This window comes from Paenibacillus pinihumi DSM 23905 = JCM 16419 (genome assembly GCF_000422505.1).
GTDB lineage: Bacteria > Bacillota > Bacilli > Paenibacillales > Paenibacillaceae > Paenibacillus_D > Paenibacillus_D pinihumi.
Window position 1 is genome coordinate 59705 of sequence record NZ_KE383869.1, and the last position, 13573, is coordinate 73277.

At 46.8% G+C, this 13573-nt stretch carries 13 protein-coding genes; 10 read left to right on the forward strand and 3 right to left on the reverse strand.

Annotation, left to right across the window (positions count from 1 at the left end; all coding sequences use genetic code 11):
• The first annotated feature begins 5 nt into the window (after positions 1-5).
• The 3 genes from H583_RS0129345 (at position 6) to H583_RS34715 (ending at position 3557) form a co-directional block, all read left to right on the forward strand.
• Positions 6-1151, forward strand: a complete 1146-nt coding sequence (locus H583_RS0129345; protein ID WP_028563608.1) for an ABC transporter permease — start codon at positions 6-8, stop codon at positions 1149-1151.
• A gap of 572 nt (positions 1152-1723) precedes the next feature.
• On the forward strand, positions 1724-2947 hold the full coding sequence (locus H583_RS35775; RefSeq protein WP_051237209.1) for a GNAT family N-acetyltransferase: 1224 nt from the start codon (positions 1724-1726) through the stop codon (positions 2945-2947).
• Positions 2940-3557 (forward strand): hypothetical protein, encoded by a 618-nt coding sequence (locus H583_RS34715; protein ID WP_211228367.1) that lies wholly within the window; start codon positions 2940-2942, stop codon positions 3555-3557. Before H583_RS35775 ends, H583_RS34715 begins: the two co-directional genes overlap by 8 nt.
• Positions 3558-3704: 147 nt before the next feature.
• Here H583_RS34715 and H583_RS0129365 read toward each other — a convergent pair whose 3' ends face one another.
• On the reverse strand, positions 3705-4244 hold the full coding sequence (locus tag H583_RS0129365) for an NAD(P)H-dependent oxidoreductase (RefSeq protein ID WP_028563610.1): 540 nt from the start codon (positions 4242-4244) through the stop codon (positions 3705-3707).
• A gap of 255 nt (positions 4245-4499) precedes the next feature.
• Between H583_RS0129365 and H583_RS0129370 the strand changes: the two genes are divergently transcribed.
• The gene (locus H583_RS0129370) at positions 4500-4865 is read left to right on the forward strand and encodes a winged helix-turn-helix transcriptional regulator (RefSeq protein WP_028563611.1); all 366 of its coding nucleotides are present in this window, start codon (positions 4500-4502) and stop codon (positions 4863-4865) included.
• Between the two features lie 187 nt (positions 4866-5052).
• Here H583_RS0129370 and nspC read toward each other — a convergent pair whose 3' ends face one another.
• A complete protein-coding gene (gene nspC, locus H583_RS0129375; RefSeq protein WP_028563612.1) occupies positions 5053-6180 on the reverse strand; it encodes a carboxynorspermidine decarboxylase in 1128 nt (375 codons plus the stop codon).
• A 1-nt stretch (position 6181) separates the two neighbouring features.
• Positions 6182-7429, reverse strand: coding sequence for a saccharopine dehydrogenase family protein (locus H583_RS0129380; protein WP_028563613.1), 1248 nt, complete (start codon positions 7427-7429; stop codon positions 6182-6184).
• Positions 7430-8301: 872 nt separating this feature from the next.
• On the opposite strand from H583_RS0129380, the gene H583_RS0129385 reads away from it, so the two are divergent.
• From H583_RS0129385 to H583_RS0129410, 6 genes are all read left to right on the forward strand, one after another.
• Positions 8302-9273, forward strand: coding sequence for a helix-turn-helix transcriptional regulator (locus H583_RS0129385; RefSeq protein ID WP_028563614.1), 972 nt, complete (start codon positions 8302-8304; stop codon positions 9271-9273).
• A 94-nt stretch (positions 9274-9367) separates the two neighbouring features.
• Complete coding sequence (locus H583_RS0129390; protein ID WP_028563615.1) at positions 9368-9886, forward strand: DinB family protein; 519 nt, start codon at positions 9368-9370, stop codon at positions 9884-9886.
• Positions 9887-10084: 198 nt separating this feature from the next.
• Positions 10085-10477, forward strand: a complete 393-nt coding sequence (locus H583_RS0129395) for a VOC family protein (RefSeq protein ID WP_028563616.1) — start codon at positions 10085-10087, stop codon at positions 10475-10477.
• Positions 10478-10765: 288 nt separating this feature from the next.
• On the forward strand, positions 10766-11713 hold the full coding sequence (locus tag H583_RS0129400) for an aminoglycoside phosphotransferase family protein (RefSeq protein ID WP_036711500.1): 948 nt from the start codon (positions 10766-10768) through the stop codon (positions 11711-11713).
• A gap of 182 nt (positions 11714-11895) precedes the next feature.
• Positions 11896-12849 (forward strand): AraC family transcriptional regulator, encoded by a 954-nt coding sequence (locus H583_RS0129405; protein WP_245586025.1) that lies wholly within the window; start codon positions 11896-11898, stop codon positions 12847-12849.
• Between the two features lie 149 nt (positions 12850-12998).
• Positions 12999-13538, forward strand: a complete 540-nt coding sequence (locus tag H583_RS0129410) for a GNAT family N-acetyltransferase (RefSeq protein ID WP_028563619.1) — start codon at positions 12999-13001, stop codon at positions 13536-13538.
• Positions 13539-13573: the final 35 nt, after the last annotated feature.

Consider the following 13573-nt stretch of genomic DNA (forward strand, 5'->3'; position numbering starts at 1 on the left):
GGCGGATGATCAGAAGCATTGTACGCAAGGAAATTCAGGTGCTGATAAAGGAAAAGGGGACTTTCTTCTGGCTGTTTCTGCTGCCGGTTCTGTTCATTGTCATGTTCTCGGCAATCTTCGGCAATACAAGCCAGACGGTCACGGTGCGCTATTATGATGCGGACAGAACGGTGGCCTCAAAGGAACTGATTCAGGCGCTGGGCGGAATTAAAGGCTTCGAGCTGAAGCAGGATGACAGCCAGTCTCTGGAGGCGCAGATTGAGGACATTCGCAGCGGCAAGCTAAGCTCGTTGGTTGTCGTCCCTGCGGGGTATGGCGGGAAGTATGAAAGCGGGGCCGCAGCAGAAATTGAGCTGTACCGGGATGCGGCGGAGGACACCGCTGTGGCGCCGATTGTGGCAATGCTGAATAGCGTAGCGGCACAATACAAGGAAGGCAATCTGCGCGCGATATTGAAAAGCTTGGGCAACAATGATCAGGAGATAGCCGGCATGATGCAACCGCCCTTGCAGGTGAAGGATATCCGGGAGAATGCCGTAAAGCTCAGTACGGTTACGCAGGTGGTGCCGGGGTATACGGTGATGTTCGTCTTCTTCATTATGATTACGATGGTACGTAATTTCATGCGGGACCGGGATTCGGGAATGGTTTCGCGCTTGCGCGGCACGCCGATGAAGTCCCATCATTATTTGATCGGCATGTGGGTACCCAATATTCTCGTCGTTATCGTGCAATGTACCGTGCTGCTGTTGTTCGGAAAACTCGTGTACGGACTGAATTTGGGCGATGTGGCAGCGGTGGCTTTGATTATCTTAAGTCTGGCGGTCTGCTGTACAGGAATTGGACTGATGCTCGCGATGCTGGTGGGCGGAGAGAATCAGGGCATAGCTTTCGTCCAGATTATTACGATGGGCGGAGCCATTACAGGGGGATTGTGGTTCCCGTATGATTTCTTGCCTAAAGCTGTGCAGGCTGTGGGCCGTTTCACCCCGCAATACTGGGCGCAAAACGGTTTGCAGGATATTATGATCCGCGGCGGACATATCGGAAGCGTCTGGATTAATGCGTTGATTCTGATTGCCATCGGGCTGGCCGGATTTGCGGTGGCGCGGCTAAGGTTTAATCAATTTGCAGGGACGGCAGTAAATTAATAATCGGTTTTGCATTTGAGTACTTTACAGGAATGTGGAAAATTTGTACAATATAGAAAGTTTAACTCGGAAGGGGAATTCAACCTTATGCCAGATTTCATGTAATGGATGCAGAGCGCACAAAAAAATCCCATGATCGGACAACGGGATACGTGTGTCTTCTTGACCCCATTACAAGGACTTCAGGCAAGGTATGATGACAATACTTGCGGAGTGCCTTTATTGAGGCACTCCTTTTTTGTATATAAAAGGTTATTGTGCAGGTTTGTGCTTGTACATGGGGTGTGCGCTGTGCGGTTAAGAGGAATGTCATCTTGAATCAGCCTGTAAATATCCCTGTGAGGTGTAAATATGAGCCAGAAGAATGAGAAGAACCAGGAGCCGGCAGATGTGTGCGAAAACAATCAGCGGCCTGAGGATCAATGGCAAGCCGGACAAATAAAAATAGAGACGTTGCATGGATTAGAGCTTGATTCGCCATCCGTTGTATTAAGGCCATTCCGGCTGCAAGATAAAAATGAGCTATACCGGTTAACCAGACAGAGATTACAAGCCTGCTGCCGGACTGGGATATGACGGAGGAACAGCTTGGGGAATTTATGAGCTTTGTGATTGGAAGCTATGAGCAGTTTAGCGCTGAGGATGTACGGATATTGCTTGCAGTGGAGCATAAGACAGATAAGCGGCTGATCGGCTGGTGCGGTGTATTCCCGAATGATATGCTGGAGCCGCATGTCAGAGAGGTGGCTTATGCGATCTCGAAGGATTATCGGAATCTAGGCTTGGCGACGGAGGCGGTTAATGCGATTATGGGCTTTGTCTTCGGGCAGACAAAGCTGGATACGGTAACCGGGATTGTGAAGCTGCACAATCCAACCTCCAAAAGGGTGCTTGAGAAGGCGGGATTTGTCCATGTGCGTCAGGTTAAGCTGGCGGATGGAGAGATGTACTTTGAGCTGGAGCGGCGCAAGACAGTCCGAGCCGGAGAACCGGGAATTGGAGCGAAGCATGATGTCTGCTTGCGCAGGGCTGTCGAAGAAGATACCGAGACGTTAGCTGCGATTATGAAGAAGACTTTTGACCGGGAGATCGAGAAATGGCTTGCAGGTTGTGAGCAGGAAGGCCAAAGACATCTGTGTCCGCCAGGGTATGATTCGGTTGAGATGCACCGTTACTTGGCGCGGGAGCTTCATTATTATGCTGTGGTGGCAGCGCAGCGGATTATCGGCGGAGTTAGTGTACAGTGGAGTGGCCGGAGACATGCGAGGCTCGACAAGCTCTTCATTGATCCGGATTACCAAGGGAGCGGCATAGGCTCTGAGGTGCTGAGCCTGATTGAAGCGGAGCTTCCGATGGTGGAGCTATGGAAGCTGGAGACGTCCAGCAAACAGGCGGGCAACCACAGGTTTTACGAGAAGGCCGGGTATGTGCGGTTGTATGAGTCGGAGTGGGAGTTTGGGTATGAGAAGCAGAAAGCGGGATTGGCAGACAGGACTGGAGCCAGGGGAAGATTACAACCTGGGGCAGAGCAGCAGAATTTGGGCAGGATGGAGCTTGCGAACTGCGGGATGAATGATGCAGATTTTTATGGGATGCAGATGGAGAGGGGCAGCTATACCAACAGCAACCTGGCGGACAGTTCTTTTACAGATTGCAATCTTAGCGGTTCAAAGTTTAGCAATTTAAATTTGACGCAAACGTTGTTTGCAGATTTGAGACTGGGCGGCAGTGAACTCCGAATCAGCGTTGTTAGCGCTAAAAGAAAATCAAAGCAAAAATATAGTTACGATGACTAGTAATTCAATTGGATTTTCTTCGTGGCTGGATATCGTAGGGGATAGACTTTTACCAGCTTTTCCTGGCTTCGGCGGACAGATTAAAGATAGAGTATTGCATGCTCGATTTCTACCAAAGATTATAGCGGCAACTGTATTTGGAGAAATTAATGGTGTAGTGACAGAACGCATAGAAAACCTCGCAAAATTATTTAAAACAGCAAAGCTTCCCTACGTTATTAAAAAGGATATGCAATCGTATCTAATCACACATTCCGTATCAGACATTGCCATGTTGAGCTTTTTGCATTCTGAGAATAACATAATTGACAAAAAAACAGCCAGAACCAGAAAGACGGCACGCAACATTACAGTTACTTTAAAAGCGTATCTAAGGGCAATACAAAAAGCTGGCGTTTCGATTGATCCACCAATGCTTAAAATGGTGCTTAAACTTCCAAACTTATTTTTGGATCTTTTCTTTATGACATGGCTACGAACTAAAATGGTTAGGGATATGATGTTGCCGGATTATGCGAATAATGCTAACAATGAGATTGTGCAGCTGAGTAATGATTTAATGAAATTTTTAAGTCAAAATGATATCAAATCGGAAATACATGTTCAGTAATTTTTTCGTAGCATCCTTGACTAAACGAACGGGAAACGATAATTGAACAACAACAGCGGCAGTCTAAGACTTGATAAAAAAAGTCTTAGACTGCCGCTGCTTTATTTATTGGACCCAGTTCACAGAACATACGATCTTTTGATTGGATTAGTCCACAAGCGCTTCTGCCGAAGCAGTGATATGTTCCACATACTTGCGGGCATCCAGTTTCAACTGCTCATCCGTAGCTTCCATTGTACCGTATACCACGAAAGCAGGCAGGAAGACAGCGCTGGTGTATTTGATCGATACTTCAAACGGCCTCAGGAACTCGCTGATCGTGTATTCATTGCTGCCGCCTGAACGGTAGCTCTGCTCGCTGGCGCCCGCTGTGGTCGCCAAGATGAACTCCTTGCCCTTCAGATGATTTCCTTCCGATCCAAACGCCCATCCGTATGTCAATACCTCATCGAACCATTTTTTGAGCAGCGGAGGGGCGCTGTACCAATACAAAGGGAATTGAAGCACGATCCGGTCATACTTGACCAGCAGCTGCTGCTCCTTCTCTATGTCGATGCTCCAATCCGGGTATTCTTCGTGAAGGTTGTGGACATCAATGTTTTCATGCAGATTCAACTCCTGAATAAGAGCATTGTTGGCCCGGGAATCCTTTAAGAACGGGTGTGTGACAATTACCAGAGTTTTCATGGAGATCTTCCTCTCTCTTAAATGATGGCATCAGGGCTTTTCACCTGACAGCCCCATTATTCGTGAGAATCCGGATACTGTAAAGTACGCTCTTTTTTCGTACTACGTCGGGTTGAGCGTACTATAGACCACGTCCGGGTTTTCTGAAGGCAGTACGGAAAACCATACTTAGTACGTTTTTTCAGCGTAGTTGGTTAAAACCGCAACATTTGTTACAATAACGGAGAAACACGTCAGCAAGCGAGGAGCACGAATATGTCCGAGGATATAAGCAAGTCTTTCATGACTGAAGGGGTCATGGTTACTCTTCAATTAATTGGAGGAAAATGGAAGCCGCTTATCTTATATATTTTATTAAATGAAGGCACCAAGCGGTTTGGAGAGCTGAGACGGATGCTTCCGTCGATTACCCAAGGCATGCTGACCAGCCAGCTTCGCGAGCTGGAACGGGACGGGCTGATCATCCGGCAGGTGTATCAGGAGATTCCGCCCAAAGTCGAATACTACATCTCTGAACACGGACACACGCTCAGTGCGGTGCTTGGCGATATGTGTGAATGGGGGTTCTACCACGCGGAGTACACGAAAGGAAAGGAACAAGGCCAACTGCCAAATTCGTGATGCATGTCTTTGTATTATTGAATTGTTGCTGTTCAAGATACCAACTCCGATAAGCCCCGCCAATTTTATCCCTGATTTTTCCTCTTAAGTTAGCCGTACAAATAAACAGACACGTTTAAATCTGATCAACATAAAAAAGCTGACACCGATTGAATACCGGTGCCAGCAATGAGAAGCATTTATATGTTTACGCCAAGCGCATTTTAAAATCCTGATAGCCAAATTCGCGTACCACGCGGCAATCGCCGTCTTTGCCTTGGACCGCAATGGCTGGCAATGGCATGCCGTTGAATGTGTTGGTCTTTACCATGGAGTAAATCGCCATATCCCCGAAAACGAGACGGTCGCCGCTCTTCAATGGCTGATCGAACGAGTAATCCCCGATCACATCACCCGTCAGGCAGGTTTGGCCTGTGAGACGATACGTAAACGGCTTTTCTCCCGATTCGCCAGACCCCAGAAGAGGGGGACGATACGGCATTTCCAATACATCCGGCATATGACAGGTTGCGGAGGTGTCCAGAATTGCAATATCAATCCCGTTTTTATGGAAATCCAGTACGGATGTGACCAGGTAGCCAGCGTTGAGTGCAACAGCTTCCCCTGGCTCCAAATAGACCTCCAGGCCGTAATTATCCTGCATTCGCTTAATGCAAGCTTCAAGAGTGGCGATATCATAATCGTCTCTTGTAATATGGTGGCCACCACCGAAATTGATCCATTCCATTTGCGGCAGCCATTCTCCAAACTTCTCTTCGACTGCGTTCAGCGTAGTCTCAAGGTCATCAGAGTTCTGCTGGCAAAGGGTATGAAAGTGCAATCCGGTTACGCCATCCAGCAGCTCCGGACGGAAATCGTCACGGATGGCTCCGAATCTGGAGCCCGTCGAGCACGGATCGTAGATCTCATGCCCAACCTGGGTCGAGCATTGCGGGTTAATGCGCAAGCCTACCTTCCTGCCGGCCTGAAGCGCCTTGTCTTTGAACTTCTCCAGCTGCGAGAAGGAGTTGAAAATAATGTGGTCACAGATGGAGAGGATCTCATCCATCTCTTCCTCACGGTAAGCAGGGGCAAAGACATGTGTTTCTTTGCCCATTTCTTCGTAGCCCAGCCGTGCTTCGAACAAGCCGCTGGCGGTTGTACCGCTCAAGTATTCGCCAATGAGGGGGTAAAAGGTTGTCATGGAGAATGCTTTTTGTGCGAGAACAATCTTGGCTCCTGTGCGCTGCATGACGCCGCTGAGGATCTTCAGATTCTTCTCAATGAGTGCCTCATCGACGACAAAACAAGGTGTCGGTAATTCGTTAAAACGCATCTTATCGAACCAGCACCGGTTGTTTTGCAGTAGTTGGCGATTCCTGACCGTCATCAACCAATACAGGATTAAAGTCTTCTACCCACGGAAGTCCCCATTTGTTCAACTCTTCCATGAATGGATCCGGATCAAACTCCTCAACATTGTATACGCCTGGTTTGTTCCATTTGCCGGTCAGAACCATAGCTGCGCCGATCATGGCAGGAACGCCTGTTGTATAAGAGATCGCTTGGGAGCCGACTTCTTTAAAGCACTCTTGGTGGTCGCAAACATTGTACACGTAGTACGTTTTATCTACGCCGTCTTTTTTGCCTTGGAAAATGCAGCCGATGTTTGTTTTACCAACGGTACGAGGTCCCAGGGATGCCGGATCAGGCAATACAGCTTTCAGAAACTGGAGCGGAATGATTTGTTTGCCTTCAAATTCAATCGGCTCAATCGAAGTCATGCCCACGTTTTCCAGTGCCTTCAGGTGAGTCAGGTAGCTTTGGCCAAAGGTCATGAAGAAGCGGATACGCTTCAGCCCCGGCATGTTAACAGCAAGGGATTCCAGCTCTTCATGGTACAGCAGGTACATATCCTTTTCGCCAACTTCAGCAAAGTCGTAAACTCGCTTGATTTCCATAGGCTTGGTTTCGATCCATTCGCCGTTCTCCCAGTATCTGCCGTTAGCGGATACTTCGCGAATGTTGATCTCAGGGTTGAAGTTGGTTGCGAACGGATAGCCGTGATCGCCGCCGTTGCAGTCCAGAATATCGATATAATTAATTTCATCAAAGTAATGCTTGAGTGCATAAGCTGAGAAAACGCCAGTTACGCCCGGGTCAAATCCGCTGCCCAGAAGAGCTGTAATGCCAGCTTTCTCAAAGCGCTCGCGGTAGTCCCACTGCCATTTGTATTCAAATTTCGCTGTATCCTCAGGCTCGTAGTTTGCGGTATCCATGTAATGAGTTTTGGTCGCCAGGCAAGCATCCATGATGGTCAAGTCCTGGTATGGCAGCGCCAAGTTCATAACGATATCCGGTTTTACCTCTTCGATCAAAGCGATCAGCTCATCCACGTTATTCGCGTCGACTTGTGCAGTCGTAATTTTCGTTTTGCCGCCATCCAGTTTTGCTTTCAGTTCGTCGCATTTGGATTTCGTACGGCTCGCGATACAAATTTCCTCGAAAACCTCGCTATTTTGAACACATTTGTGGATGGCAACCGATGCCACCCCGCCACAACCAATGACTAATGCTTTTCCCATTTCTCAATCTCCCTTACTCATAGTTTGTCGAAAGCGCAATTTCTCAACAAGCCATTACTAATTTACGCACAAAAAAAACAAGTGGAACAACGCTTCACTGCGTATCACACTTGTTCTTGTTTAGATATAAATATGGAATATTAAAATGTCCCAATAATGGACATAGCTTTTTAAGGAAGCCCACTTAATATTCAAAATATATCGATAACGGATCAGAGTCTATATAGCAAATAATCACTTTTACCACTCTTATTGATCGTTTCACAAGTCGATGTGCGATGCAATGCACTGGTCGTAAAGAAACCAAACTTATAAAATTTGAGCTCTTAGCTCAATCAATAAGGCAACTAAAGTTGCCAGTCGGCATTTGACCCGGCTGTCCGTATGGCCTTTACTTCCTAAGTGGATGTGGTCAAAAATTATCTGCTGGGAAAGATCCGTATATTTTGAATAGCAGCTTTCCAACAACGCAATATCATAATAACATAAACTGCCCAGATATCAATAAGAAAATGATAAAAAATAATAACAATATTCGACAGCCCCCATATGCAACCGTTTTCCATGGCACATTATGAAAAATATGTAATGCATAATGGCTTATTGGACAGTCTTTCCCATATTTTGTTGTTATCCGGGCTTAGAGGCAGCATAAGGAATGACAAGTTTTCACAAGAAACGACCCTTCATAACTGTGCAGAAAATGTCGGGAGGGTAAAGGCAGCTTCTCTTAAGATTTGCTTAACGGGGAACAAAGCTTGTGCCGATTTTCTAATAAACGCATTGCGTATATGCGAAAATTTGTCTCTTTAACCTAAGTGTGCCATACTCAAATCAGTTTGATTTACATAAGGAAGAGAGGGTGCTCTTGGGTGGCAAAATGGGATAATATGCTGTCCATGCTATGGATGCTGCGATCCGGAAAAAAGCTGACCGCTGCGCAGATTGCGGACAGCCTGGAGACCAGTGTACGCACCGTGTACCGGTATATTGACGCTTTATGCGCCAGCGGCGTGCCGGTCGTCGCAGAATCGGGACATGACGGTGGCATACGCATTCTGGACAGCTTCAAGGAGACCCCATTGTTCTTCAGCTCTGTAGAGCTCAAGGCGCTTGTGGACGCATTTAAATTTGCACAAGGCGCTGGGTATCCATATACGGAGGAGCTGGAAAGCGCGCTGAAGAAGGTGGAGAACGGGCTGCAAGAAGAGCAGCGTCGCGATTTGTCCCGTCAGGCGAGCGGCCTGGATGTCATCTCTCCAGCGCGTCCGCCTTCCGTCGTTCCGCTCTTGCGGGAGCTGGAGCAGGCGGCCAAGGACGGGCGTACCGTCCGCATCGTCTATCACAAAGCGAATGCGGAGCAGGAGAGCGAGCGTGAAATCGATCCATACGGGCTGGCCTACGACCGGAATGAATGGTACGTTGTCGCGTTCTGCCATCGGGCGCAGGCGGTGCGGACGTTCCGCGTGGATCGCATCCTGAGGCTGGAGCTGACCGAAGCGCAGTTCGAACAGCCGGAACAGTTCTCCGCATCCGCATACTTCCGCGACCAGTCCGAGCAGGGACGGGAGGCAGAGGGGCCGCTGACCGACATCCGCATTGAGGGAGAGCCCGGTACGTTGAACGAGGTTTGCGGCCACTGGCATCTGCGGCATTATGTTGCGGAACGAACGGACCGGGAGGTGCGGCTGCTGCTTGACGTACCGACGATGAACAAGTATCTCCCGACATATCTGCTGACGTTCGGCACGGCTATCCGGGTTCTGGAGCCGCTGGAGCTGAAACGCCAGATCCAGGAAGCTGCATCCGGCATTGCCGGACATTACGAGAATGATCCGGATTAAACTTCACTGACAGCCGTTGTCAGTGGACCCGTTGTACGATATAGGCAAGGCTGAAGCAGCCAGATGAACGTATAAAGGGAAGGGGAATTTATCTATGCTTAACCACGCACAGCAATTATATGATTATCATGTCTGGGCAAACAATCGGCTGTTTGGCCACTTGAAGGAGCTTCCGAAGGAGGCATTCCATGCGGAGTTGACGAGCGTGTTCCCGTCCGTCGCGCAGACGTTTGGGCATATTTATTTGTTTGATCAGCTCTATATGCTGGTGCTGGCACAAGTTCCGAATGAGGAGATTTTCCCGAAAATTCCGGTCTGGACGGGGGAAGCGCAGGGCAAAAGCATCGATGAGATGCAGCAGTTGTTTGATGGTGTCGCCGGGCAGTTCCGCGACCTTCTGCAGCTTACGCCTGACCCGGACAAGGCGATGACGATCACACATCCGAAGTACGGCAGTCTGGAAACGCAATTTTCCGACATCCTGCGGCATGTGGTCAATCATGGGACGTACCACCGGGGCAATGTGACTGCGATGCTGAGACAGCAGGGGTATGCCGGGGTGCCGACCGATTATATGTTTTATCTGTTGGAGCGGCAGGAAGGCAAGAGATAAAGGAACAAATTGGGCAGCGGCGATGCTCAATACTTTGTCAGGAGCCTCATTGTGTCAGTAATAAGGTCAGGGTTCGATCCCCTCAGCTCTTAATAATCTGAGGTTCGCAATTGATAAGAATTTCGATTTCTCTGATCATGTATAATTTAATCATGGCAGTCCGATGTCAAACTATTAAAGAAGGAAGGGAATGGAGACATGATTGTTAGAGCGGCTCAGTTTACAATTCTAGTGAAAGATCAGCAGGAAGCCAAACAATTTTATACGGAAAGACTCGGTTTTGTGGTTTGCTCGGATATGGAATTTGGTCCGGGATCCCGATATGTGGCGGTCGCTCCGAGAGAGGGGAATGAGACCGTATTCGAACTGGTAAAGGCGGACACACCCGATCAGATAGCTTTGATAGGTAAACAGAGCGCTGATCAAGTCCTGATCATGTTTGAAACAGACGATATTGAAAGAGACTACAAAGAAATGAAAGAACGCGGTGTCGCATTTCACGGAAAACCGGCAACTGTTCCAGGAGGCAGAGGAGTCGGTTTTGAAGATTTGTACGGTAATCAATTTGACTTGTTTCAACCGGAGGAATAAATACAATTTTATTGAAGTTTAACTGACAAGTTGACACGAGGAAAAGCTCAAACTTACATAGTTTGGGCTTTTGTGTTGCGAAATTCGTTTAGGGAGATTATTGTGATAAACTGAAGCGTATTGTAAGTATTTCCAGAAAATCTCGCAGCAGGCTTGGAGAGTCACTCTGCCGGGCATGGACTCTTGAAGTGCCTCGAAAAAGGGGCCTTGGCATTAGGTCGCGAATATGATATTTATCTGATTTTGAACTTGATTCGGTAAGATAAATTAGAGAAAGAAGGGTTCAGCATGAGTGATTCCATAAATCAGTATGAACGATTTCGCAACTCTATTCCTCTACTAGGAAACAGTGCCAAGCTTGAACAAATTCACAAGGGATACTCAAGTGACGGTAAGTACATCGTACATGATAGCAATGGCCACCCCCAATACATATTAAGAACCTACAGCATTGATCAGGATAAAAACAAGAAATTGGAATTTAGCAGACTCAAGATGATGGAAAAGCATGATGTGACATGCTCTAGACCTATTGAAATTGGGGTCCTTCCTGAACAAGAACTTGGTTATATGATCGTCTCATTCATTGAGGGGAATGAAGCATCAGAAGAGCTATTACTTTTAACGGAAGAAGAGCAATTCAACATTGGAGTTCAGTCGGGCTTGGAATTAAAGAAGATCCATCAGGTTATTTGTCCGGATAACATGAAGTCTTGGGATGAAAGAATGGCCGCCAAGCATCATCGATACCGAATGGAGTATACCGAATGCGGAGTTACGATAGATAACGAAGAGAAGTTGCTATCCTTTATTGATAATAAACTGTACTTAATGAAGGATAGGCCCAATATTTTTCAACACGATGATTATCATATTGGAAATCTTATCGTTAAGGATGGGAAACTTTCAGGTATCATTGATTTCAACAGGTATGACTGGGGAGATCCCATTCATGAATTTGTGAAAGTCGGTATTTTTAGTGCAGAAGTTAGTGTGCCTTTTTCAGTCGGTCAAATCCAGGGATACAATAATTACAGTGAACCTGACGATGAGTTCTGGCAACTTTATTCACTCTATCTAGCCATGACTCTGATCTCATCCGTCGTATGGGTCCTAAAGGTAAAACCGGATGAGTTAGATTTGATGTTGATGAAGATCCACAAGGTAATGGATGATCATAACAACTTTGAGCTTACTGTCCCTAAGTGGTACAGTCAGTATCAAGTTAATGTTTGATTAGGTATTTTGACCAAGGGAAGCATCAAATCGTTTACAAAGAAAAGGCCATCCCGAAAAGGATGGCCTTAAAAACTTGCCGTTACAGCCAGAGCGGAGAACCGTATCATAAGCAGTGGCTTTTTTTGAGAGGTCGTCAACATTCCATCATTTGATATATTGCTGCATCAAAAATCAGGCGCTTGAATCGACAGCTTGCTATAGTTTTATTGAAAGGAGGGGTTGCCGTGGATTGGCTTCAACGTATGAACCTTGCTATTGATTATATTGAAGACAACTTGGAACATGAGATTGACTATGAACAGATTGCAAGAATAGCTTTGTGTTCTGTTTACCAGTTTCAACGTATGTTTTCATTTGTGCTTGAACTGCCGCTATCCGAATATATCAGGCGGAGAAGACTTACGCTTGCTGCTTTTGATTTGAAGAACAGAAAGAATACAGTGACAGATATTGCTTTGAAATATGGTTATGCAACACCAGAATCATTTTCGCGCGCATTTCAACATCTGCATGGCTTGACTCCTACATCTGCGCGTAACGGGGGAACACAGTTAAAAGCCTATCCCCGCATCTCCTTTCAGATTACATTAAAAGGAGTTGTCGAGATGAATTATCGCATTGAGAAACGGGATGCTTTTCAGGTTTATGGACTGGAGGATGTATATCACTACGATACGATTGCGAATCAACAGGGAGTATCGATTCCAGAGGTTTGGCAAAACATAGGCCAGGACGGCAAGTTGGATAGACTCTGCGGGTCGGCAACAGATGACTGGTGGAGCGAGGGGGATTTTAGCAAGGAAATTAAACCGGTTTTTGCATACGATTCCTACAAATTCACAAGCAATACGACTTTTCCGTATCTTATCGGGTGTTATAAATCGGAGAACAGTCAGGTGGAAGGATATACGGTTGTTGATGTTCCAGCGTCTACTTGGGCGGTATTTTCAACTTTAAATGATGGGAACGGCAGCGGCAACTATGACTTGGGTACGTTAAAAAACCGGATATTTTCTGAATGGCTGCACACGTCAAGCTATAATATTGTAGATGGCGGCAATTTCGAAATGTACGGCAGAAACCAAGACGGGCACGAGTATTGTGAACTATGGTTTCGGACTGAGGAAAAATAAATGCATTGACCGATATTAATACAGGACAAAGCTCAAGCGAAAGATAAAGCTTGAGCTTTTCTTTACGTAGAAAATAGTTGATGTTTGTGGGAAAATGGAGTACATGCCCGAAAGCCACTCGTTTAACTAACATCGATTGGAGACATTACATGAGTACATTCGAAATCATTACAACAGACCGGTTAGTCATCCGAATGCTGGAAATGAAGGATAAGGACGCTTTTTTCAACTATCGTTCGATGCCCGAGGTTTATAAGTATCAATCCTGGAAGCCTGAGGATATCCGCGATGCAGAGTCGTTCATCTCCGCGAATATAGCTGTAGTGCCGAATACAGGCGATTCATGGCTGCAGGTCGCGGTGTGCCTTAAGGATGGACAGCTTATTGGCGATGTGGGAATTCACTATATGGAGGACGGTTTTCAGGCCGAGATCGGCTATACGCTGTCTCCTGAATTCCAGGGCCAAGGATACGCCTCCGAGGCGGTCAGGGCCGTGATGGATTACTTGTTTGGCGGACTTCATAAACACAGAATTACAGGCTCCGTCGATCCGGACAATGTGAAGTCGGTCAGGCTACTTGAGAATCTGGGATTTCGAAAAGAAGCCCATTTTATTAAAAGCTACCGGATGAATGACACGTGGTATGATGATTGTGTTTATGCAATTTTGGCAGACGAGTGGAATTGATTTTTGCTCAAATTCCTCCCGATTAAGTTGTTGCA